This is a genomic window from Candidatus Gastranaerophilales bacterium (assembly GCA_028693235.1).
Classification (GTDB): domain Bacteria; phylum Cyanobacteriota; class Vampirovibrionia; order Gastranaerophilales; family Gastranaerophilaceae; genus JAQUVW01.
Genome location: JAQUVW010000003.1, coordinates 347304 through 372016, shown reverse-complemented (window position 1 = coordinate 372016; position 24713 = coordinate 347304). Strand labels below are relative to the sequence as shown.

The window sequence follows — 24713 nt, the reverse complement described above, 5'->3', positions numbered from 1 at the left end:
ATTCAATCAAGAGGGATTATTTTATTTGATAATAAGGATTTTTTGATAAGTGAAATAAAACAAAATATTTTAGATATTAATAATGATAATATTAAAAAAAAATTAGAAACTTTATTGATAAATATGTATAAGAAGTTTAAAATAAAAAAAATAGAAGTTATACCTTCTACTGAGGATATACAACAATATTGTCAGTATTTTACATCAATAGCTATTAATAATGATGCTTTTGGATTTTTTGCAAATGCGGATTGTGCTAATAGTTGTACTTCTTGTTTGTCTGAAAACTTCCAATCCGAATATTTTAAGTCTTTGGATTGTTTTGAATTTGAGGATTTTTCAAATATTTTTAGTAAAAAATCTTTTGTATCAACATCTGAAACTGATGTTAATGATTTAAAACAAAATATTCTCAAAAACTTTATAACATATGCTAATGAGTTATATATTTATGACAAACAATTAACCCCTGATATAGATGCTCAAAATAGAGGATCCGAGAAATTTAAAATTCCAACTAATTTTGAATATAATTTAAAATATTGGTTATTATATTTTTATGAAATTAATCCAACTTTAAATATAAATATAATTGTTTCAATAAAAGAAAATCAAGTAAATATTGAAAAAGATATTATAGATATGTTTAAAAAATTTAAAAATGAAATAATTTTACAATATCCAGATATATTGCTCAATTTTAAATACATAAAAGAACAGTTATCTTTATTACATACATGTGTTAATTTATTACACCAAAGGTATTTTTATACTGAAAATGTAGCGTTGTCCTGTGATAGAGGGATAGATTTACTAAAAAAGGGACAGACGACTGTAAGAGATTTTCATATTTCAATTGTAGAATCTTCGGATGAAATAAAATTAAAACAATATTTTAAAGAAAATATCCAGAATGTTTTATCTTAAATGTAATTAAAAAAACAAAAACAGCAAAAAACGAATTTTCAAAAATTATTTATTAATTCATCTTTAAAACAGATTTAAAGAGAGTTTAGCGGTATTATAAAAATTTTTCGTTTCAATTACATTTGGCTTTCAATTACATTGAAAAACAAAAGAGCAAAACTTCCGATTTTGAACTTTTAAACGTCGAAAGTATCATTTTAAAAGCATTTCCGACTTAGTCGGAAAAACAGGCTATTTTTAAAAATGTAATCGTAGGATTTTTAAATATCTTCCAAAATCTTCCAGTCCTCAAATTTAAACACACAGGTGGAAATAGCGAATTGACAACATTGGGACGGAAGAATCGGAAGATTTTGAGGAAGCAATTCGGAAGTTTCGGAAGTTTTCGATTACAAATTTATTGTTTTGAGGGAAGTTAGCCTTTCGCCCATGCGTAGCCAACCTTTCGAAGATTTCTGTAAAATTTTCAACTACATTTTGCTATGCTTTTGCATGATAGTCTATATAAAATATAAAAATTAATTTTGAATATTCTTCAAATTTATTTGTTGGCTCTCCATCTATAATTGTCTTAAAAGAATAATTTAGGGTTTGTCAAATCTTATTAAAGCAAAAATATCATGCTTAAAGATGGCTCTGAAATAGAAAGCACAATTTATCTTGTAGATAACGCATTCTTTTGTCGAGGGCATTTTTCTGTCGAAAATTAATCTGAAAATCTGTATTTAATTAGAGTTAAAACTGCGTGCAGTCCGTCTTTCCACGTTATTTTTTTACCTTCTTCATATTGACGCCCGTTATAAGATATGGGATGTTCTTTTATTTTTATGCCTTTTTTTAGAATTTTGGCTGTTATTTCAGGTTCAAAGTCAAATCTGTCCGATTTTATTGTTATTTCTTTTAATATATTGCTTTTAAATGCTTTATAACATGTTTCCATGTCTGTTAAATTTGCAAAAAATAATATATTTGTCATTTTTGTTAAAAATTTATTTGCAAATAAGCTTGTTTTTAAAAAATTTTGTTCATAATCTTTATTATAAAGTCTTGAGCCATAAACGACATCGGCGTTTCCCTTTTTTATTGCTTTTACAAGAGGAATATAGTCTTCGGGGTTATATTCTAAATCAGCATCTTGAATAATTGTTATATCGCCTGTTGCTGCCGCAAATCCTGTTCTCAAGGCTGCTCCTTTGCCTTGATTTTTTGTGTGAAAAATGATTTTATATCTGTCTTGCATTCCTTTTAAAATATCTGTTGAACCATCAGTTGAGGCGTCATCAACAAGTATAATTTCTTTTTCAAGTGAATCAAAATCGGTATTGTTAATCTTTTCTATAATTTCGTTTATGGAGTCTATTTCATTGTATATGGGGACTATTATGCTTATTTTTTTCATTATTTTTCCAATTTAGTTTTTTATTTCATCAAATATATTGTATAATTAAAAGTATAGTTTGTTAAGGGGGCAATATGCTCAAAAATAAATCAATTGAAGCTGATAAAGAAACTTTGGAGAAAGCCGATTCCCTGCTCCACAAGACATTCGAACTGTTTGAAAAGGAAAATTTCCAAGAGGCTTTTACCTCTATATCTCAGGCACATAGTCTATTTTTAAAAATTCAAAGTATCGGAAATGTTTCAATTTGTTTATCTTTTATTGCGATGTTGAAATATTTTTTGGAGCCTCAAAATTATTATAAAAGTTTGTTAATACTTGAAGATGCAAAATTTTTGGCACAAAGCTCAGGGTTTGAACCAGCCAGCGGTGTTAACCGTTTTGCTTTTTCTCAAGTTACTGAAAAAGAAGGCAATTATCAAGAAGCTATATTATATCTTTCTCGTGCAGATAAAATGCTTGCGGATTATCCTTATTTGCAAACAAGAGTTTATGAATCTTTGGCTTTTTTGAATTTGAAATTGAAAAATTTTGAGTCAACATATTCTTCATTAAACAAAGCTTTTAAAATGGCGAGAGTAAACAATTATTTCAACTGTTTAGAAAGATTAAGCATAATCGCAGGCAGTCTACAAGAGCAAAATGATGAAATCTTAAATAAAGCTATTGAAACCTTGGAAGTTGAGCCAGAACACAGCTCTCAAGACCCTATGGTTGCAATGCTCAAAATTGCAAGAACAATAAGTGCTGAAATAGATTTGGACACATTGCTTACCACTATTGCTGAACAAACAAAACTTGCCTTAAATGCAGACAGATGTACCGTATTTTTGATTGATAAAGAAACTTGCGAGTTATGGTCAAGAGTCGCTCTCGGAATGGATAGACAAGAAATTCGTTTCCCCATGGATAAAGGGCTCGCCGGACATGTCGCTATGACCGGTGAAACCATACATATAAAAAACGCCTATACAGATGCTCGTTTTAACAAGGATATTGATGTTCAAACAGGCTATACGACAAAAAATATTTTGTGTATGCCTATTAGGAATATCAAATATGAGATTATTGGTGTTTTTCAAGTTCTTAACAAATACAACGGTGATTTTACCGACCATGATGAGGATTTACTCCTTACAATAGGCTCAAGTGCCGGAATCGCTCTTGAAAACAATATTTTGTTTAACCACCAACAGCAAATGTTAAAAGAACAAAAAATGTTATTTAACAGCTTTATTGACGCTCTTTCAGCTTCTATTGATGCTCGGGACAAAATCACTTCAGGTCATTCAAGCAGAGTAAAAATGTATTCTGAAATTATATCTAGGCAAATGAAGCTCGATGAATCTAAAATTGAACTTATATCTCAAGCTGCTGTACTCCATGATATAGGCAAAATCGGCATTAAAGACTCTGTTCTGCAAAAAGAAGGACGATTAACAGAAGAAGAATACAAACATATTCAAAGCCACGTGAATATAACACATGATATTTTGAGCAAAATGAGCGTGTCTAAAGGTTTTGACGAAGTTGTTGAAGTTGCGGCTTCTCACCATGAAAAATTCGACGGTACAGGATATTTTAGGCATTTGTCCGGTGAAAATATACCTTTAGGCGGGAGAATATTGGCTGTATCTGATGTTTTTGATGCTATTACTTCTGTTCGTCACTATCGTGACAAAATGCCTATCAAAAATGCTATAAATATTCTTGTTGAAGGCATGAATAAACACTTCGACAAACACATAGTGGATGCTTTTTTGGATATTTCTTGTGATAAAATTATTGATATATTTTTAACAGAGTATCACGGAAATTTAAAGCATATAGACAGAGAGGTTCTTCACCAATATACAATGCGAGATTTGTATGAGCTATTGTGTAGCGAAAATCAAACCGATAGAGAAAAAGAATTTATAGCTTTATTTGAGTCATATTATACAAATAAATCTGTCATAAAGAAGTAGGACTAATTGAAACATAAATATATAATATTATTAATTGTTATAAATTTTATTGTGGGTGGTGCATTTGCTGACGAAGTTGTTCAAGAGGTTATGCAAAATCCATCGCAGGTTAGTGTGGGTGTTGAAACTAATACTTCTGAACAAGTAGAGCAAAAAGAAGCTGTTGTTGAGAAAAACGTAGAGGTCGCTCCTGTTAAAAATGCAGATTCAACAAATCTTTTCGATGGCAAGGTTAAACCCAAAAAAGGCTTATATACAGACACTATAAGCCAATATGATGCAACTATGAATGAGGCAAACTCGCAAGCTTTGCTTTTTGATAAAAACAATTCGTTTTCTTTAAGTAAAGATGCTAATAATGATGATAAAATTTTAATTTCTCAATTTTATGAAGCTCTGGAGCGTTATACTCAAGGCAATGTATTTGTTGCTTATAACGGATTTAGTAATCTGATTAAATCAAACAATTTGAATGATTGTTATTATATGATGCTGGCTTATCAAATGGCAGATATAGGATTTTTCAGCCTTGCTGATGAAGCTCTTTCAAAAGTAAAAAATATTGATGTCTGGAACCCTTACATAACAATGATTAAAAAAACTTGCTTCCCTAAGTATAAACACTCAGAAAGTGATGAAATGTTTCTTGCAGGGGCATACAGCTCGATTGAGTATAACAATTTAACTCAAGAATCAGTTAAAGATATTTTGAAACGAGAAAAATTAGCAAGACGTTCTGATTTTGCTAATTATCTGATTGCTAACGCTGCCTATTCTGATAAAGATTACGAAAGGGCTTTGAGTGCTATCAATAAAGCCATTTCTATAAATTCAGATAACATATATTATCAAAAATACAAAGTCAGAATATTGTGCGAGCTCAAACAATATAAAGATGCTATGAAGATAGTAAAAAATCTTCAAGAAAAAAATATCCCATTGCCCGAATCTAAAATAGAAATTGAAAAATTGGCAAATTATGTCCTTGCAAATTCTGAAAAAAAAGAAAATATAGCAAAATATCATCTGGCATTATATTTTTATTTGAACAATGACTATTCACGTGCTATTCAGACATTTACTTCAATACCAAAGTCTAAAAATCCGCAAATATCGTCTGTTCTCGGTGATATATATTTTCAGACAAAAGACTTTGCAAAAGCGACAGAATATTATGAAAAAGCTATTTCTATAAATAAGCATTTTTCCCATGCATACAATGGTTTGGGAAATATTGCATTTCTTCAAAAAAATTATGCAGTAGCAAAAACAAATTATGAAAAAGCAGTAAAATATGATAATAAAAACCTCGATTCTCTAGTCGCACTTTCGGTTATAGCTTTGAAAGAAGATAATCAAAAATTAGCTAAATCCTATTGCGACAAGGCTATTACTGTTGATTCAAATAATTTTAAACCATATTATGTCTACGCAAAGCTAAAATCTCAAAAAAGTTTAAATTATCTCACGAAAGCTTCAATATTAAATCCGTTTTTCGCAAATACTTGGCTCGATTTAGCTGACAATGCCCTAATGAACAAAAACATAGATATGGCAAAAAACTACATCGATTCGGTGAATTTTCTTGAAGAAAATAACTATAGGTATTATTATTACAAAGGAGTCTTAGCTAAAATTAAAAACAATGAGGAAACGGCAAATAAAAACTTTGTCAAAGCTTCAACCTTATATTCAGCCAAGACCGGTAATCAAGTAGATATTCCTATTGCAAATACCAAGGAGTTTTAATGCAAAAACATAATCTTTTGATAGTTGAAGACCACGCTTTAATTCGATTCGGACTGATGACCGCTTTTGAATCAAAAGATTTTGTCGGTGAGATTTTTGAAGCTCCAAACGCCGAAGATGCTATTGAAATAGTAAAAAATCAAAGCGTTGACGCTGTTATTATGGATATCGGTCTTCCAAATACAGACGGCATTCAGGCTAGTGCTAAAATAAAAGAGATTAATCCTGAGATAAAAATTTTGATTTTGACCTCCCATAACACTCAAGAAGAAGTTCTATCATCAATAAAAGCAGGTGCCAGTGCATATTGTTCAAAAGAGATTAACCCTGATAATCTTGCAATTGTTGTAAAATCAGTTTTAGATGGAGCTATATGGTTTGATTCTAATGTTGCTCAAGTAGTTCTTGATGCTGCTTCTAAAGACTCTGAAAAACAAAAAAGCTCTGTTAATAATGATTACAATTTGACAATAAGGGAAAAGCAAGTGTTAAAACTTATTCGAGAAGGGTATAATAATAATGAAATAGCTAAAAAGCTTTATGTGAGTGTAAATACCGCCAAAGTTCATGTGAGCAGTATTATCCAAAAGTTGGGTGTAGAAGACAGGACTCAAGCAGCAATTAAGGCTTTAAATGACAATATTATATAAATCACAAATGAAGAGATATTCTGAGAATTAGCAGGAGAAAAAATGTCCTCATCAATAGCAAAAATCTTAATAATAGATGATAATCCAAAATATATGGCTGATGCCCTACCGATGTACGGATACGAGGTAGAAGTTGCAACGGATGGCTTGAAAGCAATGAATAAGCTTGCTAAAAACCACACTGCATACGATTTGGTATTACTCGATGTGATGATGCCCAATATGGATGGTTGGGACACACTGAAAGCAATTCGCTCTAATAAAAAAACAGAAGAAATTCCCGTTATTATGATTACTGCTGTTAACGAAGAACAAAAACAAATATCAGGTCTGAAATTTGGTGCCGATGACTATATTACCAAACCTTTTATCTTGCCAAATCTGTTAGCAAGAATTGAAGCCCTGCTAAGACGTTCAAGTTGGCAAAAAAATAAAAACAAAAATGTAGACTACTCTTTTTCTATTGAAGGCGATATAGAACCATTGACAGCTCGCGAAAAAGAAGTCCTCAAAATGGTTGCTAAAGGTGCCAGTAATGCTACTATTTCTGAAAAATTATTTGTTAGAGAAGTTACTGTTAAAACACATTTGAATAGTATATTCAAAAAACTCAAAGTTTCTAATAGAACCCAAGCCGTATTGTTGGCAATGCAAATGAAAATAATTGATGATTAAGGAGAATGACATGCATTCAAAAGATGAATTGTTAGAAATGATTTTGAACAATCCCGATGAGTACAAGACATTTAAAGGTACAATCGGAGATGAAGAACTGGATTTGTCTGAGTTGGATTTTTCTAATTCTAATATCGAAGGAATAGATTTTTCTAATGCGGATTTGTCAGGCAGTTCTTTTAACGAAAGTCATTTAACTGAAGTAACTTTTAATAATTGTGATTTGAAATCTGTTGATTTTACTCGCTCAAATGTTGTTGAAAGTGATTTTACAGATGCTTTGTTGAACGGTACGGATTTTAGTTTTGCAGTCGTCGATTATTGTAATTTTACAGATGCTGATATGGCGGGGGCTATTTTAGTTGAAGCAGATTTGACTAATTCAGACTTAACAAGTGCTGAAAACTTAATGGCTTCAAGAAGCGATGACTCTACTGTTTGGCCTGATTCAGATTTGCTTCCTGATGATTTTGATACTTCTTATTCAAAAGATTTATCTTCCTTAGAAGATGAAGATGATGTCCCTGTTGAAGAATATTAATTAACAAAAGATATTAATCTTATAAAAGTGAAATCGGTTTGGTTTCACTTTTTTGTTTTTTATTGCTAAAAAAACTGCCCCGATTTCTCGGAGCAGTTTCTCTTTAAAATAAAGATTAATCTTTATCTGTCGGAATTCTCATTGCATAGAATGTACGCCATACGAATATCAAAGCGATTACCAAAAGTACGATACCTACTTTCGGAGCGAAAGCTCTGAAGGATTCGTTAATTGAGATTTCCATAGCTAAAAGTCCGAACAAAGTTGTGAATTTGATAATCGGATTCATCGCTACAGATGATGTGTCTTTAAATGGGTCGCCTACCGTATCACCAATGACAGTAGCATCATGCAATGGTGTACCTTTTTCTTTAAGGTCAACTTCAACGATTTTCTTTGCGTTATCCCAGCAACCGCCGGCGTTTGCCATAAATACAGCTTGGAACAAGCCGAATACAGCTATTGCAATCAAATAACTTATGAAGAATGAAACAGGGTGATTATTTGATGCTAAAGGTGCTGACAAGCAAGCGAATGCCAATGCAAATGAGAACAATGCGATGAATATATTCCACATACCTTTTTGAGCATATTGAGTACAAATTTTAACAACTTCTTTTGAGTTTTCAAGATTTGCAGATTTTTCGTCTTCATTGCCCAATTTAATATGTTTTTTAATATATTCAACAGCACTATATGCACCTGTTGTAACTGCCTGCATAGAAGCTCCTGAGAACCAGTAAATAACCGCACCACCTGTTAATAATCCAAGTAAAGTATATGGATTTAATAGGTTCAAGACGGCTTCAGGTTGGATACCCAATGTTTCTTTGATTACCAAAATCAAAGAGAAAATCATTGTTGTAGCACCAACTACCGCAGTACCTATTAATACAGGTTTTGAAGTTGCTTTGAAGGTGTTACCAGCACCGTCATTTTCTTCAAGATATTGTTTAGCACTTTCAAAGTCAGGTTTGAAACCGTATTCTTTTTCAATTTCTTCTGCTGCATTAGGATTTTCTTCAATCAAAGATAATTCATAAACTGATTGAGCGTTATCAGTTACAGGTCCGTAGCTGTCAACAGCAATAGTCACTGGTCCCATTCCTAAGAAACCGAAAGCAACAAGACCAAATGCAAATACTGATGAATAAATCATTATGTCCTGAGGAATATAGAGGCTTGCAGCGTAAGCTATAGCCATTAAAAATACGATTACGGCACCAATCCAGAATGCAGAGAAGTTTCCAGAAACTATTCCTGAAAGGATAGTTAAAGAAGCTCCGCCTTCTCTTGAAGCAGTAACGACTTCTTGTGTATGTTTAGCTTTAGGGCTTGTAAATACTTTTGTAAATTCAGGAATCAATGCTGCTCCTAAAGTTCCGCAAGAGATGATAATTGAAAGTACAAGCCATAAATTTCCACCCATTGGAGCTAATAAGTATTTACTAACACCGAATGTCATGCAAATTGAAAGAACTGAAGTAATCCAAACCAAGTTAGTTAAAGGTGCTTCAAAGTCAAGTTTTGGATTTTTGCCATAGAAAACGTTGCTTACTACGTTGTTGATACCATAGGCAACAACAGAGGTAATAATCATTAAGAATCTCATTACGAAAATCCAAGTTAAAAGCATAATTTGATTTTCAGGATGTAAAACGCCTAACAAAATGAAACTAACTAGGGCTACACCTGTAACGCCGTATGTTTCAAATCCGTCAGCTGTAGGTCCGATAGAGTCTCCAGCATTATCACCTGTGCAATCTGCTATTACGCCGGGGTTTCTCGGGTCATCTTCTTTGATGCCGAATTGGATTTTCATAAGGTCAGAGCCGATGTCAGCTATTTTTGTAAAAATACCACCTGCAACACGTAATGCTGATGCACCTAGGGATTCACCGATTGCAAATCCAATAAAACAAGCACCTGCAAGGTTTCCGGGGATAAATAATAAAATTGTAAGCATCATAATTAATTCGACACTTACAAGTAATACGCCGATGCTCATACCGGCTTTTAAAGGAATATTTAAAATATTTAGAGGTTTACCTTCAAGAGAAGCAAACGCAGTTCTTGCATTAGCAAGAGTATTCATTCTAATACCGAACCAAGCGACTCCATAAGAGCCCAAGATACCGATAACAGACCAACCTAAGATGATAAGAACACCATGCCAGCCCATATGTTGCAAGCAACCGAAATAGAATGCTATACAAATACCGATTAAGACTTCTAAAACTAATAAGAATTTACCTTGTTGTATAAGATAAGTTTTACAAGTTTCAAAAATGGTGTTGCCGACGTCAGCCATTGCTTTAAAAGCTTTAAGTTTTTTGACGTCTAAAAATGCTTTAAGCCCCCAAAGCAAGCCTAAAACAGAGACCCCGATGCCTACAAGTAGCAATTTGTAGTAGAACGGGTTTGCTGCTGCAATATTCGGAACGACAAGATTAGCCTCGCTCGCAAATGCAGGAGCAGTCATGAAACACATTGTGAAAAACATAATCCACATTGATTTCATAGACGAAAAGAATTTTGTTAGATGCATTTCCTTCTCCTTTTACTATCTACCAAAAACAGTTTTTTACTGTTTATTTATTCACTCGATAATGATTAATTGTAAGCTTATTTTTGCTTTCTGGCAAGGCTTTTTTTTAGTAAAATTTTTTCTTTTTTTACCAATCTTAACGAAAGTTAATTATTGTCGGTTTACCCTTGAAACTACTTGAAATAAGAGCTATACTCATGATATGAGTGATATGTTTAGTCAAGTAAATTCTTATACGTCCGGTCTATATGGCGGAATGCTCTATAACGTAAACCAAACAGGGTACGTTACAGACAAGAATGCTGACCCTGTCACCAAAATGTCACAAGATGCTTATAAAGAAGACGAAATTCAAGATACTGCTCAAATTTCTCAAGCTGCTCAGGATAAATTAAAATCTGAAAAAGCTAACACTGAGTCTTCTCATACCGGCGAACAAAAATCTCAAGACAAGCCGGAAGATGAAACTAAAAAAAAACCTTAGCATCAAATGATTTAAGTGACGAGCAAAAGCAAAAAGTCGCAGAGTTAAAAATGGACGACCAGAAAGTAAGGGCACACGAACAGGCTCACATTTCTGCCGGCCGTTCTTTGAATGTTACGCCTGCTACTTTCGATTATGAGAAAGGTCCTGACGGCAAAAATTACGCTGTTGCCGGAGAGGTGCAAATCGGTTTTACGCCGACAGATGATTATTCTGATAATTTAGCAAAAGCTCAGACTTTGCGAAATGCGGCTTTGGCACCTGCTGAACCTTCAAGTCAAGATATGAAGGTCGCTCAAGATGCACAGCGAATGATTACAGAATATAGCCAAAAAGTTAATAAGCAAAAGATGGAAGATGTCAATTTTACTTCCCCTTCAGCAGAGTCAGAAAGCAAAACAGAAAACTCAACTGATAAAGACTCAAGTCAAGCTTCTGATGAAAACAATAATTTGAGCGTAAAAAACAATCAGGATACAGTGGACGTTTTTGAACTGCCTGAAATTGCCGAAGTACCTGATTTTAATAAAACGCCAAAATCACGAGTATTAAGCAATATTGGGCTTTAGATACAAGCTCCTTTTTGCGTTTTTATTTTAGCAAGTGATTTTTTTGAGCCATCGTATTCTTTTGCCAGCTCAACAACAAAATCTATAGATTCAACGTTTCTTGCGACAGCTTCTTTTAAAGATATAACTTCTGCCATAGAAAATTCTTTTATTTCAGCATCGTCAAAGGTTTTGTATATGTGTTTAAATTTCCTTTGGGTATCTGCGTCATAGCCTGGAAGGTGCATTTTGTAGCCATACCATTTGTGGAATTGGTGCGACATTACATATATATCTACAGGCAAATTCCTCATAATAAACATTTCTTTTGTTTCGGTGTTAAGATTTATTTTTTTCTCGCAAAAAATCCCGATACAGAGGTTTAAGAATATTGCATTGAGCCCCTTTAAAGGAGTTATGAAGCCTTCTTCTTCGCCGATAATTCCGAGTACTTTTTCAGCAATTGCAAATTTATATACTTTTGTACCTTTTGCTTGAATAAGGTCTAATAACTTTTCAGGTGTTTTAATATTCTTTTTGATTATTTCTTTTGCCGTTAAATTGACTTTAGCTTTGTTTGCTTCTGTTTTTGTAGTCAATTTAAGAGTGCAAGCACCGTTCATAGAGGTTGTTGTGGTTGAATCTTTAAATACCATATTTGATTGAGCGTGCAGTTTCTTATATTTTTTTTGATAGAATTTCTTTTGTAATTCAAATATAAAATTCAGAATATTATCAAATAAATCCGGCATAAAATCCCCTTGTTTACAGTTCTTATTTATATAAAAACATTTTGGGTGAAATAATTGCTTAAATATAGATATATTATTGCAAATAGGGATTATGTAATCTTTCTTCGCCAATAGTTGTAGAAGGACCGTGACCGGGGTAGACGGTTATGTTGTTATCAAGTGGCATTAATTTTGTTTTGATGCTGTTGATGAGAGTATTGAAGTCACCATAGGCAAAATCGGTTCTACCGATTGAGTTGTTAAAAAGGGTGTCGCCAACAAAGACTTTGTCTTCAATAAGGTATGAAACACCACCTTTAGTGTGTCCGGGGGTATGAAAGATTTTTATCGGAATATTTCCTAGTTTTATATCGGAATTTTCATCTAAGAAATGGTCAATCGTTATTTTTTTCCATTCGTCTGCAAATCCGAGGTCTTTTACTGTTTGGCTTATATTTTCTGCGTGGTCTAAGTCATCTTTGTGCATATAAACAGGAACTTTTATTTTATCTGTTTGAACGTCAACATCGCCCATTATGTGGTCAAAGTGACCGTGGGTGTTTAGTATGAATTTTAAGTTTGCATTTTGCTCTTTGATGTATTTATTTATTTTTTCAAAATCTCCTCCGAGGTCAATAATGAGAGCTTCTTTTGATTTTTCATCAATCAAAACGTAAGTATTAACGCCAAAAACGCCAGTATTAAATATTTTTAAAATCATAAATAAAAATCCCCATATATATATAAGGGGATTTTATTATAAATTATTGATTTTGTCTAATCTCTCGAGTGACATTTTCAATTATATCAGAGATAGGGTCACCGTTATCTGATATGGATAGCTCTATTTTGCAAGAAGGTTTTTCGGCATTTGTATAATTGACCTCGTAATTATTTTCTAAGGCTTTGTATATTGTGGTATAATCTTTTGTTTCAGTGCCGTTTATCGAAACTGAGAGCTTTGATTCAGCAGTTAAATTTGGTAAAGAAAGTGTTGCACCTGATGCAGATGGGTGACCGCCTCCACCGAATAGAGTTGCTAAAATTCCGGCGTAATTTGTCCCATCTTGAGAGCGGAAAGAAAAGCCTAGGGAATTCTTGTCAGAGAGCTGATAGCCGGCATTTAGTTCGCCTTCCATTTCTTCTTCACGAATCATTGCTGTTATTTTATCATTAGCATATTTCGGGTCGACTTGAAGTTTTGGGTCAGGACTTGAGTATTTGAGTGCAAGCATTGTGGGGTTGTATTTATAGGCACCTATTATGTCCCTCATGTTTATTTCTGGGCGGTCGAGGTCGTATTCATTCAAGAATTTCTTCATAGAATTATGGTGAACTTTCACAATCCCAAGCCCAATATCTTTTGCTACGGTTGTATTGTTTGCAACATCTTCTGCAATTTTTACATATTTTTCATCTGAAGTATTTTTAAATAACGAATCAACATCCGGTATTGCTGTGTTAAGAGAGTCGTTGTTGGCTTTTTCGGTGTTGTAAAAGTCTACAAAATCTTGCGGAAAGTAGAAATTATCTTTGTTTGGAAGGTCATATCGCATGGATTTTCTAAGGCTTCTTCTTGTAACTTCACCGTTTGTGAGGTTTAAGAGCCAGTCAGAGAGCCCGGCTGGAGCAAAACTCGTTTTCTTTTCGGGAGGTAGTTTTTCGTCTTCAATATCTTTATTTATCCCCCTTCTAAAACCTGAAGTGTCTGTTATTGTGCCTACAACAAGAGGGACTGATATTTTCTTTATAGCTTCTCTGTCAGATTTTGAAACATCATCTGCGTAGTATGAGTCCCTAAATTTTTGTGTAAGATTTGGGAATAATTTATCAACAATTATGGTTACAAGCATTGTGTTTGCAGGGACTTTGTGCTCTGATAAAAACAAATCGTTTGATTTTACTTTATCAATATTTACGCCACCTTTTGCTTTTTCTTTTTGCCATTCATTTTTTTGAAACGGGTGGTGATCTATATATATTATGTTTTTGGCATTTTTTGCATATTCTTTTATGTCGGGGCTGACTTTTGATGGGCTGGGGACATCTAAAAAGACAGCAAGATCATATTTTTCGTTTGGATTTAATGTTTTTATATTTTCGTTGTAGTATTTTTGGACTTTGTTTAATGCAAATATTTCACCGTAAGTATCAACTGATTTGGGTTTGGCAAGCAAGGTTGATGTTTTTTTTGAGATTCCGTCATTTAGAGATTCTAAAAAGTGAGGGCTTTTTTTGATTTCATCGGAGTCAACGACGTTACGTAAAAAGCCTGCACATACATCATCTATCGCTACATCAACTTGGTTTTTGCCCATGTAGTCGAGGGCTCCTTTTAATCCGAAACAGCTACCGATTGTGTCACCATCCGGTTTGTTGTGACCGATTAATAATATTTTTTGATTTTTAGGGTTTTCAAGAGCTTGCGTAATCGTATCTATATTTTTTTGTGTTTGTTTAATTTTTTGAGTACCGATTTCATCCCCGTATAAGACTTTTTTGTAGTCTAAAATTCTATGTAAAACTTGCTCTGGAGTGATTGAATTTTTGTATAATAAGGTATTTAATTTTTGTTGAACAAGTGGTTTATTTTCACCTTTATATTCAATATCCATAAGGACATTTGGTGCATTTTTTTTGGTATTGGGAGTTGTTCCGTATAAAGTTATTGAAAAGTCATCAGGATTTTGAACAATAGTGTTCCCGAGAGCCTTTTCAACAGAGGCGGGAAGATGACCTAAAATAAGTCCGTCTTTAGTTTGAATTTCAATTTTTCCATAGCCGCATTGCTCATCGGGCAAAACTTCAATATTGAGTTTTTCGCCTCTTTTTATGGATTGCGTTTGAGCTATATTCTCTTGATAATTTTGAGAATCTCCTAATCCTGCACGGATAGATGGGTTTTTAACAATCGTGGGGTCTTGTAAACCTTTAAACGATACCAGCTGAATGGAATTTCCTTTTTTGAAAATTTCATAATCGTAATTTTGTAAACTTTGAGTTTTGTGCTCAAAAGTATCAGGTGCAATTGGTTTTGAATGGTATTTGTATGTATTCGTATTTTTTAATTGAACTTGGTTGAGTTTATTTACACTATTATTAAAATTGACTTGCATATTCTTATTCCCTGCTAAAATCTTATATGTATAAAGTTGGAAAATGTTATTTTTAGATAATTTTCGCAGAATGTTTTTAATAATTTTACAAAGCGTAATGATGATAAATATAAAATTGTGCTACCATAGTAGCTATGAGTACTTTTAGTGAAAAAATAAGCCCGATAAATGCAGAAAAAGTAAAACAACTTTTACAAATGAAAGAAGCTTCTTTTGATGCAATTCAATATTCTGTATGGCGAGCAAAAACTCCTCTTTGGCAGGTTACTTATTATGAAAGCGGAAAAATCCTTGTCCAAGGCAAAGAGTCTGATGGAATAATCAATGAAATCTCTGCGATTATGGGCAAAGCTTCTTTGGCTGAAAATGAAACGGCTGAGCTTGATTTTCCTGTATATATCGGAACTGACGAGTCCGGAAAGGGTGATTTCTTTGGACCGCTTGTGGTTGCAGGTGTTCAAGTTAATGAAAAAAATAAAAGCTTATTTAAAGAACTTGGAGTCAAAGACAGCAAAAAACTTGATGATATAAAAATCAGGAAATTAGCTGCCCATATCCGCAACAACTCTGTTCATTCGGTTGTTGTAATGAGCCCTAAAAAATATAATGAACTTTATTCTAAATTTAAAAACCTAAATAAATTATTGGCTTGGGGACATGCCAGAGCTATAGAAAATATTCTGGAAAAAAGCCCTTGCGAATATGCACTCTCTGACAAATTTGGTGATGAAAGTCTTATTTTAAATGCCTTGATGAAAAACGGACAAAAAATAAAATTGGAGCAAAGAGTCAGGGGTGAAAGCAATATAGCAGTTGCGGCGGCGTCTATTATCGCAAGAGCGGAGTATGTAAAGAGAATGGATGAGTTGAGCGGTAAATACTCGATAAATCTTCCTAAAGGTGCATCAAGTAAGGTTTTGGAGCAAGGCAAATTGTTTGTTTCTAAAAACGGAAAAGACTCACTTAATGAAGTTGCTAAAATGCATTTCAAAACTGCCACTCAAGTTCTTTCTTGAAAACTTGACATGACACCATAAAATAAGCTAAAAACAATTAGGAGAAACGTCTAATGGATAAGAAAACTTTTTTACATGAAGAACAGTTAAAGCTTGGGGCTAAAATGGTTTCATTTGCCGGTTGGGAGATGCCTGTTCAATATACAAGCATAATTGAAGAACATAACACTGTCAGAAACAATGTTGGAATTTTTGATGTTTCTCATATGGGTGAGCTTTTTGTGACCGGCTCTGACGCACTTCCTTATTTGCAAAAACTTGTTCCTCAAAATGTTGCCAAGTTAACTGATGAAAAAGCTATATATTGCCAATTGATAAACAAAGAAGGTTGCATGATTGATGACCTTATTATTTATAAATTGGCTGATTCGAAATATTTAATTATTGTCAATGCGGCTAGGATTGACGAGGATTTGAACTGGATGGTTAGAAACAAACTCGGTTTTGATGTCAATATCGAAAACCAATCCCATAACTATTCCTTGTTTGCACTTCAAGGTCCTAAAGCTACTGATTTGATGGAAAAAATAGGGGTGCGAAAAAATTATCAACCTGCATTTTTTACAATAAAAGCAGCAGAGCTTTTTAATATAAATGTTTTTGTTTCAAGAACAGGTTATACAGGTGAAGACGGCTTTGAAATCCTTGTAAGAAATGAGGTTTCAGCTCCTTTGTGGAATTATTTACTAGAAGCAGGTAAAGAATTCGGTATAAAACCAATAGGACTTGGGGCTCGTGACACATTGAGATTAGAGGCTGCACTACATCTTTACGGAAACGACATGGATGAAACAACGACCCCTATTGAAGCTTGTTTAAATTGGTCTGTTTCAAAAACTAAAACCGACGATTATAACGGGAAATCGGTTATATTTGAGCAATTAAAAAACGGCGTTAAAAAGAAACTTATCGGGTTTGAGATGATAGATAGAGCAATAGCTCGTCACGAGTATGAAATATATAAAGACGGAGAAAAAATAGGACACGTTACAAGTGGCGGATTTTCCCCTTCTTTAGGTAAAAATATCGGATTGGGTTACGTTTCAACCGATTCAGGTGTAAAGGTTGATTCTGTAATACAAATCATGGTAAGAAATAAATTGTACAATGCAAAGGTCGTAAAAAGACCGTTCGTTGATAAAAAAAACAAGGTTAATTAACTCAAAAAAGGAGATTTTCGATGAACATACCAGAAGGTATTTTATGCACAAAAAGTCACGAATATGTAGTTGAAAAAGACGGAATTTATACTGTAGGATTGACAGATTTTGCCGTGGAACAATTAGGAGATATAGTTTTTATAGAGCTTCCTGATGTTGATTCTACATTTCATAAGGGAGAAGTTTTCGGAACTATTGAATCTGTTAAAGCTGCCTCTGAGATTTATATGCCTATTTCAGGCAAAATCGTAGAAATTAACGAAACTCTATTGGATAGCCCTGAATTGTTAAATGATGATGCTTATGAAAAAGGCTGGTTAATTAAAATTGAAGCAGATGATTTCCACGCAGATTCAGTGGATTTGATGGAGTATGAAGATTATAAGGAAGAAGTCGCTAACTAATGAAAAATTTTGTCGCAAACCCTGAAGCAATTAAACAACAAATGCTTGAAGAAATAGGTGTATCATCTGTTTCCGATTTCTTTGAAAAAATACCAAAAGAAGCTAGACTCGATGGTTTAGACCTTCCTGAAGGATTGAATGAGCCGGATACGAAAAATCTTGTTACATTGCTCGCTAAGCAAAATAACACTGATTTGTTATGCTTTTTGGGTGGTGGTGCATACAAAAGATATGTTCCCGCTTGCGTTTCTGAGATATCTTCAAGATTTGAATTCAACACGGCTTACACCCCCTATCAGCCTGAAATTTCTCAAGGTACTTTGCAAGTTATTTATGAATTTCAATCTATGATTTGCGATTTGACAGGCATGGATGTTTCGAATGCTTCCGTGTATGATGCGGGAAATGCTTGTGCTGAAGCTATGTTGATGGCTTCTCGGATTACAAAAAAAGACAAAATATTAGTTTCTGAGGCGATAAATCCTGAGTATATTAATGTTATAAAAACATACGCTCACGCAGCTGATATAAAATTGGAATTTATACCGTTTAAAAATTTTAAAACCGATTTTAAAGGCAGCGAAGACAAGATAATCTCAAATGATTATGCGGCAGTTTTGGCTCAATCTCCTAATTATTTCGGAGAAATTGAGGAGATGGATTTGCTTCAAAAAATTAAAGAAAATTCAAAAACATTGATAGTAGCTTGCGTTGATTTGATTAGTCTTATGGCACTAAAAAAACCATCTGAATACGGTGCAGATATTGTGGTAGGCGATATTCAATCGTTAGGCAATCCAGTTTGCTTTGGCGGTCCATATGCAGGTGTAATTGCAACTGTTGACAAGAATAAAAGACAGCTTCCGGGAAGAATTGTCGGTAGAACAGTCGATGCAGATGGAAAACAAGCTTTTACGTTGACGTTGCAAGCTCGTGAGCAACATATCAGAAGAGAAAAAGCTACAAGTAATATTTGCTCAAACCAAGCACTTGTCGCATTAAATTCTACTGTTTATATGTCTGTAATGGGGAAAAACGGAATGAGTCAAGTTGCTTACTTGAGTGCAAAAGCTGCTCATTCTTTAGCTGAAAACCTTGCTAAAAAAGGATATAAAGTTTTGTCTAAAGATTTCTTTAATGAATTTGTATTAGAGGTTGAAGATTCTGATAATTACTTGAAAAAGCTTAAAGAGGCAGGTATCTTAGGCGGTCTAAAACTAGACGATAAAAAAATATTAGTTGCGACTACTGAACTTAATAACCAATCTCAAATTGACTTATATTTGGAAAATGTATAATCCACAGAGCACGAGGGAGTAAAATGGAAAAACTTGTTAATTATGTAAAAGCACACAAAACAGGCTTCGCGTTTTTTGGATTGCTGGTTGTTTGCTATTTTTTATATTTCTATAATGTAGGAAATTATCCTTTGATTGATGTTGACGAAACAAGATATGTGTCAATAGCAAGAGATATGTTGAACGCACATGACTGGATGACCCTTAAACTAAACAATGAATTTTTCTTTGAAAAACCTCCACTATATTTTTGGATATTGAACTCGTTTTTCACTTTATTCGGGCAAATTTCTGAAACTATAGCACGGTTGCCAATCGCTATAATTGCTACGATTACAGTTCTTTCTGTTTTTGGAGTAGGTAGTAGGATTGTTTCAAGAACATTTGGCTTCGTTTCTGCGTTGATTATGGCGACAAGCTTTGAATTTATCGTGTTATCAAGGATTGCTATTCTTGATATATTTCTTTCATCATTTATTATACTTTCTGTTTTGTCCGGTTTTATGACTTTTTTCACAGCAGAAAATAAGAAAAAATATTATTGGTGGGCTTTTTATATTTTTTCAGCTCTAGCTATTTTGGCTAAAGGAATTCCGGGTTTTATTTTACCTTTTGGAACAATGTTTTTTGCTTATTTAGTTTCAGGGAAAATTAAAGAAATCTTCAAGCCACAATACTTTTTAACAGGTGTAGCTCTGTTCTTTTTGATAACCATTCCTTGGCATATTAATATGTTGCAAACGCATGGTCATTTGTTTTTCCATGAATATATAATAAAGCACCATTTGGCTCGATTTGTAGGCTCGGAAGAGCTTGGCAGAGAAGAAGCTTGGTACTTCTATATATTTGTATTTGCGGTTGGTTTTTTGCCGTGGATATTCACTTTTGTATCAATGATAATTGAAAAAATCAAAACTTTTGTCTTAGATTCAAAATCATATTTTTCAGTTGGAAAATATTCAGAAATAAAGACAAAATGGGAGTCTTTATTTGATGTAACTAAGTTCCTTGTGCTAAACGTAATTGCATTTTTATTTGCATTTTTATTCTTTAGTTCAGCTAGTACAAAATTGCCGACATATATTTTGCCGGTGTATGCTTTTGCAGCGTATTTGTTGGGCTATTTTTGGACCCAATATATTTATTTTTCATCAAGTAAAAAATCTATAACAATATCAACTATAATTTTAAATTCAATATTTTTAATTGCAGCTGTGGGCGGATTGTTTACGCCGTTGTTTTTAAAGCCTGATGTTGCTTCCGGGATTAATACCTTCAGAATTCCTGCGATAATTTTATTTACGGTAGTTCCTGTTTTAGCAATTTCCGGAGCACTTTTAAAAAGAAGATGGGTTGTATTTTCAATGCATATAGCCTTGATGGTAGGTATAGTTATTATAAGTGCAAACAGCGTTTTTAACTATATGTGTTCATTTGGCGAAAATGACTTAATTGAATACGCATTAAAAGCCAGAAGCGAAAAGGCAAAGCTTGCTACATTTGATTTTGGAAGAAGATATAGCTTGAATTATTATTATGAAGGATTTGTTGATTATCATACAGAAGATGATATTCAATGGTTAAAAGACTACTCTCACAATAATCCTGATGCTTATATTGTTGTTAAAATCAAAAATATGGACTCATTGGATAATAAATTTGAGTATAAAACAATTTCGATAGGTAAAAAATATTGTTTGATAAAAAAGAAATAGAAAAAAAAATATTAGTAATCAATGAGGGAAAACTCGGTGATGTAATCGTTACGTCACCACTTTGCAAGGAGCTGAAATTAAAATATCCCGAACATAAGTTGTATTTTATTGCAGGTCCTTATGGGGCAGAGGTTGCCAAATTTATTCCCGAAGTCGATGATGTAATTATCTTTGACAAAAAAAACGCTCACAAAGGACTTAATGGCTTATTTTCTTTTTTGAAAGAAAATAAAAAATTAAAAAATGCAGATTATGCTTTTGTTGTGCATCGCTATAACAGGGGAAATCTTTTGGCATTACTGTTGGGAGCAAAAAGAAGGATTTCAGATTGGAAAGATTCTAAATTTTACAAATATTTCTTGACAGATAAAATGTATAAGGATATTTACTCAAAACCTATAAAAAAGACCAAAGAATATGGAAATTATATAAATTTTGATACAGGATTAGTAGAAAATAGAGATTTTGAGCTTTCTTTTGATGTTTCAGATGAGGTTTTGGCTCATTCAGAAAAAATTCTTCGTTATTATACCAACGAACCTTTTGAAAATATGGTTGTCATTTCGCTAAATTATTGTTGGAGCGTAGATAAAACTTCTGAACTTTTGCAAAAATTAAATATTTTGCACAAAACTCCCGTGGTTATAGGGGCTCCTTATTCGAGCTTTATGGAAGGTGAGATAAAAGCAGATTTTGTAGACCTTGCAGGTCAAACTAGTATTGATGAGTTATGTGGGATAATAAGAGCCTGTGGCTCAATTATAACTGTTGATACGGGGACATTGCATATTGCAGCTGCTTATGGCAAGCCGATAGTTGCGTTGATGCCGGATGACCATTTTGAAATGTGGGGATACGAAGAGAAATCTAAAATTATCACTTATTCTAATTATAGTGAGAATTATGACGCAATTGAAGTAAATGATGTAATTGAGAGATTTTTGTCTTTATAGCATTTTTTTCAAGTATTGTCCGGTGTATGAATTTTGATTTTGAGCAACTTCTTCGGGAGTCCCTTCAGCTACTATATACCCGCCTTCATCACCGCCCATAGGTCCTAAATCTATGATGTGGTCAACAGTTTTTATTAAATCAAGATTGTGTTCAATTATCAAAATCGTATTGCCGTTATCTGCGAGTTTGTTTAAAATTATTATAAGTTTATCAAGGTCATACCAGTGAAGCCCTACTGTTGGCTCATCTAAGAGATAGAGCGTTTTGCCGGTAGCTTTTTTGTTGAGTTCAGCTGCCAATTTAATTCTTTGTGCTTCACCTCCGGATAGGGTTGTTGCACTTTGCCCAAGCTTGATATAGTCTAAGCCGACATCATATAATGTTTGCAATCTGTTTTTTATTTTTGGTACATTTTTAAAAAACTCTAAAGCCTCAGCAACACTCATATCAAGCACCTCGGAGATATCTTTTCCTTTGTATTTAACCTCAAGAGTTTCTCTGTTGTAGCGTTTGCCTTTGCAGACGTCGCATTTTACGAAGACATCTGATAAAAAATTCATTTCTATTTTTAAAACGCCGTCACCCTTGCAAGCTTCACAACGTCCGCCTTTTACGTTAAAACTAAATCTTCCGGGCTTGTATCCTCTAACTTTTGCTTCTGCTGTTTTTGCATATAAATCTCTAATGTGCGAAAATACATCTGTGTATGTAGCGGGGTTTGAGCGAGGAGTTCTACCTATCGGTGATTGGTCTATATCAATAATTTTATCGATATTTTCAAAGCCTTTAATTTCTTTGACTCCAATTGGTTTAGGTTTATTTCCTCTTAATTTATGAAGTGCGTATTCGTAAATTAAATCTTGCATAAGAGTAGATTTGCCGGAACCGCTAACGCCTGTCAGTGCTACAATTTTGCCCATAGGAATTTTTAAATCGAGGTGTTTAAGGTTGTTTAAATGAGCGTCAGATATTTCTAAAAATTGCCCGTTACCATTTCTTCTAATTTTAGGCACTTCTATTTTTAGCTTCTCGCTCAAGTATTGTCCTGTTAAAGATTCTTTTGCCTTTTCGATATCTTCAAGTGAACCTTGGGCTATTATTTTACCACCGTTGACGCCGGCTTTTGGTCCTATATCTACTATGTGGTCGGCACTTCTTATAGTATCTTCGTCATGCTCTACGACTATAAGTGTGTTTCCAAGATTTCTAAGGTGAATAAGTGTATTTATCAACATATCGTTGTTGAGTTGATGCAATCCTATAGATGGCTCATCAAGTACATACAAAACACCTGAAAGTCCGCTTCCTATTTGAGTTGCGAGTCTTATTCTTTGAGCTTCGCCGCCAGATAGAGTTCTTGCCATTCTTGCAAGGTCAATGTAGCCTAACCCCACATCTAGTAAGAATTTTAGCCTTGCTCTAATTTCTTCTAAAAGCTGTTTTGCGATTGTGAGTTTATAGTCATCAAGCTCCAAAAACAAGTTTGAAAAGAAAGAAAAAGCATTTTTAATTGATAAATGGCAAACCTCATTTATATTTTTATCTTGGATTGTGACAGCTAGCGGGAAAGGTTTCAATCTTGCTCCGTTACATTCAGGACAAGGGGTTTCCGTCATATATTTTTGAATTTCTTCCCTCATATCTTCCGAGCCTGTTTCATTGTATCTTTTTGTATAATAAGGGATTACGCCCTCAAAAGGTCTGTTTCTTGCAACCCATTTTGACGTGCCAAATTCTTGATATTTTAAGCGGACTTTGTTTTTGCCGCTTCCGTATAATATAATTTGCTGATGTTCTTTTGAAAGTTGTTCAAAAGGCATTGACATATCAATGTCGTATTCTTCAGCAACCGAAGATAATATAGCTTGATAATAGGGATTTCCAGTCCGTGCCCAAGGATAAACAGCCCCATCTTTTAGTGATTTTGTAGGGTCTGGTACGATTAATTTTGGGTTTACTTTGAAAAAAGCACCGATTCCCGAGCAGGCAGAGCAAGCTCCATAAGGATTGTTGAAGCTAAAAATTCTGGGTGCAAGTTCTTCAAAACTCAAATTGCAAGATGGGCAAGCGAGTTTTTCAGAGAAAATCATTTCTTTTCCGTCAACAACATCAACAAGCATTAATCCATTTGCTTTTTTTAGAGCAATTTGAGCACTGTCTGCGAGCCGAGCTTTAGCACTATCCTTGATGACGAGTCTGTCGACAACTACTTCAATTGTGTGTTTTGTTGTTTTTGCGAGCTCTACATCTTCTTCATCGGTATTTATTACTTTACCGTCAATACGCAACCTTATAAAGCCTTCTTGGCGTAATTCTTCAATAAGGTTTGTGTATTCACCTTTTTTGCCTCTAACTAAGGGTGCAAGGAGCTGAATTTTGGTACCTTCTTTAAGCTTCATGATTTTGTCAACGATTTCGTCGATAGATTGTGGCTTGATTTCGCTACCGCATTCCGGACAATGAGGTGTTCCTATTCTTGCATATAAAAGTCTTAAATAATCATAAATTTCAGTGACAGTTCCAACAGTTGAACGAGGATTGTTGCTGGTAGATTTTTGGTCAATAGAAATAGCAGGTGATAGTCCTTCAATGCTTTCAACGTTAGGTTTGTCCATTTGTCCTAAAAATTGCCTTGCGTAAACAGATAGGCTTTCCATATAGCGTCTTTGACCTTCGGCAAAAATTGTATCAAAGGCAAGAGAGCTTTTCCCTGAGCCGCTGACACCCGTGAATACAATTAATTCATTTTTTGGCAAATCCAAACTGACGTTTTTAAGATTGTGTTGATTTGCTTTTCTTATGATAATTTTGTCGTTCATAATTTTATTATC

Annotated in this window: 19 protein-coding genes and 1 pseudogene; 14 read left to right on the top strand and 6 right to left on the bottom strand. The window is 33.8% G+C overall.

The genetic code is table 11. The features are described 5' to 3' along the window. Nucleotides 1–927 (top strand): hypothetical protein (locus tag PHV37_07350; GenBank protein ID MDD3237895.1); only part of this gene is annotated, 927 nt, incomplete at its 5' end. A gap of 706 nt (nt 928–1633) precedes the next feature. Here PHV37_07350 and PHV37_07345 read toward each other — a convergent pair. Then, entirely contained in the window at nt 1634–2326 is a 693-nt protein-coding gene (locus PHV37_07345; GenBank protein MDD3237894.1) for a glycosyltransferase family 2 protein, read from the bottom strand. A 74-nt stretch (nt 2327–2400) separates the two neighbouring features. Here PHV37_07345 and PHV37_07340 point away from each other — a divergent pair, with 74 nt between their 5' ends. Genes PHV37_07340 through PHV37_07320 form a run of 5 tightly spaced genes read left to right on the top strand, consistent with a single transcriptional unit; the run spans nt 2401 to nt 7908 of the window. Further along, the gene (locus PHV37_07340; protein ID MDD3237893.1) at nt 2401–4293 is read left to right on the top strand and encodes a GAF domain-containing protein; all 1893 of its coding nucleotides are present in this window, start codon (nt 2401–2403) and stop codon (nt 4291–4293) included. 51 nt (nt 4294–4344) lie between these two features. Then, complete coding sequence (locus tag PHV37_07335; GenBank protein MDD3237892.1) at nt 4345–6042, top strand: tetratricopeptide repeat protein; 1698 nt, start codon at nt 4345–4347, stop codon at nt 6040–6042. Beyond that, nucleotides 6042–6692 carry a response regulator transcription factor gene (locus PHV37_07330; GenBank protein MDD3237891.1) on the top strand — a complete coding sequence of 217 codons (651 nt, stop codon included), beginning with the start codon at nt 6042–6044 and terminating at the stop codon, nt 6690–6692. Before PHV37_07335 ends, PHV37_07330 begins: the two co-directional genes overlap by 1 nt. 42 nt (nt 6693–6734) lie before the next feature. Next, on the top strand, nt 6735–7367 hold the full coding sequence (locus PHV37_07325) for a response regulator transcription factor (protein MDD3237890.1): 633 nt from the start codon (nt 6735–6737) through the stop codon (nt 7365–7367). Nucleotides 7368–7377: 10 nt separating this feature from the next. Beyond that, nucleotides 7378–7908: a pentapeptide repeat-containing protein gene (locus PHV37_07320; GenBank protein MDD3237889.1), complete on the top strand. Its 531-nt coding sequence runs from the start codon at nt 7378–7380 to the stop codon at nt 7906–7908. Between the two features lie 115 nt (nt 7909–8023). On the opposite strand, the gene PHV37_07315 is transcribed toward PHV37_07320, so the two are convergent. Continuing rightward, on the bottom strand, nt 8024–10456 hold the full coding sequence (locus tag PHV37_07315; protein MDD3237888.1) for a sodium-translocating pyrophosphatase: 2433 nt from the start codon (nt 10454–10456) through the stop codon (nt 8024–8026). A 202-nt stretch (nt 10457–10658) separates the two neighbouring features. On the opposite strand from PHV37_07315, the gene PHV37_07310 reads away from it, so the two are divergent. Beyond that, nucleotides 10659–10940 carry a hypothetical protein gene (locus PHV37_07310; protein MDD3237887.1) on the top strand — a complete coding sequence of 94 codons (282 nt, stop codon included), beginning with the start codon at nt 10659–10661 and terminating at the stop codon, nt 10938–10940. Nucleotides 10941–10969: 29 nt separating this feature from the next. Then, nucleotides 10970–11509, top strand: a pseudogene (locus tag PHV37_07305) (putative metalloprotease CJM1_0395 family protein). On the opposite strand, the gene PHV37_07300 reads toward PHV37_07305, so the two are convergent. The 3 genes from PHV37_07300 to PHV37_07290 all read right to left on the bottom strand — a co-directional run bounded on the left by PHV37_07300 (nt 11506) and on the right by PHV37_07290 (nt 15335). Next, nucleotides 11506–12240, bottom strand: coding sequence for a hypothetical protein (locus PHV37_07300; GenBank protein ID MDD3237886.1), 735 nt, complete (start codon nt 12238–12240; stop codon nt 11506–11508). The pseudogene PHV37_07305 and the gene PHV37_07300 sit on opposite strands and share 4 nt — an antisense overlap. A 73-nt stretch (nt 12241–12313) precedes the next feature. After that, on the bottom strand, nt 12314–12940 hold the full coding sequence (locus tag PHV37_07295) for an MBL fold metallo-hydrolase (GenBank protein ID MDD3237885.1): 627 nt from the start codon (nt 12938–12940) through the stop codon (nt 12314–12316). A 43-nt stretch (nt 12941–12983) separates the two neighbouring features. Further along, a complete protein-coding gene (locus PHV37_07290) occupies nt 12984–15335 on the bottom strand; it encodes a DHH family phosphoesterase (GenBank protein MDD3237884.1) in 2352 nt (783 codons plus the stop codon). A gap of 134 nt (nt 15336–15469) precedes the next feature. On the opposite strand from PHV37_07290, the gene rnhC reads away from it, so the two are divergent. The 6 genes from rnhC to PHV37_07260 are packed head-to-tail and all read left to right on the top strand — an operon-like array spanning nt 15470 to nt 21881. Further along, the gene (rnhC, locus tag PHV37_07285; protein MDD3237883.1) at nt 15470–16351 is read left to right on the top strand and encodes a ribonuclease HIII; all 882 of its coding nucleotides are present in this window, start codon (nt 15470–15472) and stop codon (nt 16349–16351) included. Between the two features lie 53 nt (nt 16352–16404). Further along, complete coding sequence (gcvT, locus tag PHV37_07280) at nt 16405–17511, top strand: glycine cleavage system aminomethyltransferase GcvT (GenBank protein MDD3237882.1); 1107 nt, start codon at nt 16405–16407, stop codon at nt 17509–17511. Nucleotides 17512–17531: 20 nt separating this feature from the next. After that, entirely contained in the window at nt 17532–17915 is a 384-nt protein-coding gene (gene gcvH, locus PHV37_07275; protein ID MDD3237881.1) for a glycine cleavage system protein GcvH, read from the top strand. After that, nucleotides 17915–19213: an aminomethyl-transferring glycine dehydrogenase subunit GcvPA gene (gcvPA, locus tag PHV37_07270; GenBank protein ID MDD3237880.1), complete on the top strand. Its 1299-nt coding sequence runs from the start codon at nt 17915–17917 to the stop codon at nt 19211–19213. Before gcvH ends, gcvPA begins: the two co-directional genes overlap by 1 nt. 23 nt (nt 19214–19236) lie before the next feature. After that, a complete protein-coding gene (locus PHV37_07265; GenBank protein MDD3237879.1) occupies nt 19237–20928 on the top strand; it encodes a glycosyltransferase family 39 protein in 1692 nt (563 codons plus the stop codon). After that, a complete protein-coding gene (locus PHV37_07260; GenBank protein ID MDD3237878.1) occupies nt 20907–21881 on the top strand; it encodes a glycosyltransferase family 9 protein in 975 nt (324 codons plus the stop codon). Before PHV37_07265 ends, PHV37_07260 begins: the two co-directional genes overlap by 22 nt. Here PHV37_07260 and uvrA read toward each other — a convergent pair. After that, nucleotides 21876–24701: an excinuclease ABC subunit UvrA gene (gene uvrA / locus PHV37_07255; GenBank protein ID MDD3237877.1), complete on the bottom strand. Its 2826-nt coding sequence runs from the start codon at nt 24699–24701 to the stop codon at nt 21876–21878. The genes PHV37_07260 and uvrA overlap by 6 nt on opposite strands. Nucleotides 24702–24713: the final 12 nt, after the last annotated feature.

Bases quoted from the DNA above. Each gene is read 5' to 3' on its own strand.
- PHV37_07345 (MDD3237894.1), bottom strand. From the start codon at position 2,326: ATGAAAAAAATAAGCATAATAGTCCCCATATACAATGAAATAGACTCC.
- PHV37_07340 (MDD3237893.1), top strand. From the start codon at position 2,401: ATGCTCAAAAATAAATCAATTGAAGCTGATAAAGAAACTTTGGAGAAA.
- PHV37_07330 (MDD3237891.1), top strand. From the start codon at position 6,042: ATGCAAAAACATAATCTTTTGATAGTTGAAGACCACGCTTTAATTCGA.
- PHV37_07325 (MDD3237890.1), top strand. From the start codon at position 6,735: ATGTCCTCATCAATAGCAAAAATCTTAATAATAGATGATAATCCAAAA.
- PHV37_07320 (MDD3237889.1), top strand. From the start codon at position 7,378: ATGCATTCAAAAGATGAATTGTTAGAAATGATTTTGAACAATCCCGAT.
- PHV37_07315 (MDD3237888.1), bottom strand. From the start codon at position 10,456: ATGCATCTAACAAAATTCTTTTCGTCTATGAAATCAATGTGGATTATG.
- PHV37_07310 (MDD3237887.1), top strand. From the start codon at position 10,659: ATGAGTGATATGTTTAGTCAAGTAAATTCTTATACGTCCGGTCTATAT.
- PHV37_07300 (MDD3237886.1), bottom strand. From the start codon at position 12,240: ATGCCGGATTTATTTGATAATATTCTGAATTTTATATTTGAATTACAA.
- PHV37_07295 (MDD3237885.1), bottom strand. From the start codon at position 12,940: ATGATTTTAAAAATATTTAATACTGGCGTTTTTGGCGTTAATACTTAC.
- PHV37_07290 (MDD3237884.1), bottom strand. From the start codon at position 15,335: ATGCAAGTCAATTTTAATAATAGTGTAAATAAACTCAACCAAGTTCAA.
- rnhC (MDD3237883.1), top strand. From the start codon at position 15,470: ATGAGTACTTTTAGTGAAAAAATAAGCCCGATAAATGCAGAAAAAGTA.
- gcvT (MDD3237882.1), top strand. From the start codon at position 16,405: ATGGATAAGAAAACTTTTTTACATGAAGAACAGTTAAAGCTTGGGGCT.
- gcvH (MDD3237881.1), top strand. From the start codon at position 17,532: ATGAACATACCAGAAGGTATTTTATGCACAAAAAGTCACGAATATGTA.
- gcvPA (MDD3237880.1), top strand. From the start codon at position 17,915: ATGAAAAATTTTGTCGCAAACCCTGAAGCAATTAAACAACAAATGCTT.
- PHV37_07265 (MDD3237879.1), top strand. From the start codon at position 19,237: ATGGAAAAACTTGTTAATTATGTAAAAGCACACAAAACAGGCTTCGCG.
- uvrA (MDD3237877.1), bottom strand. From the start codon at position 24,701: ATGAACGACAAAATTATCATAAGAAAAGCAAATCAACACAATCTTAAA.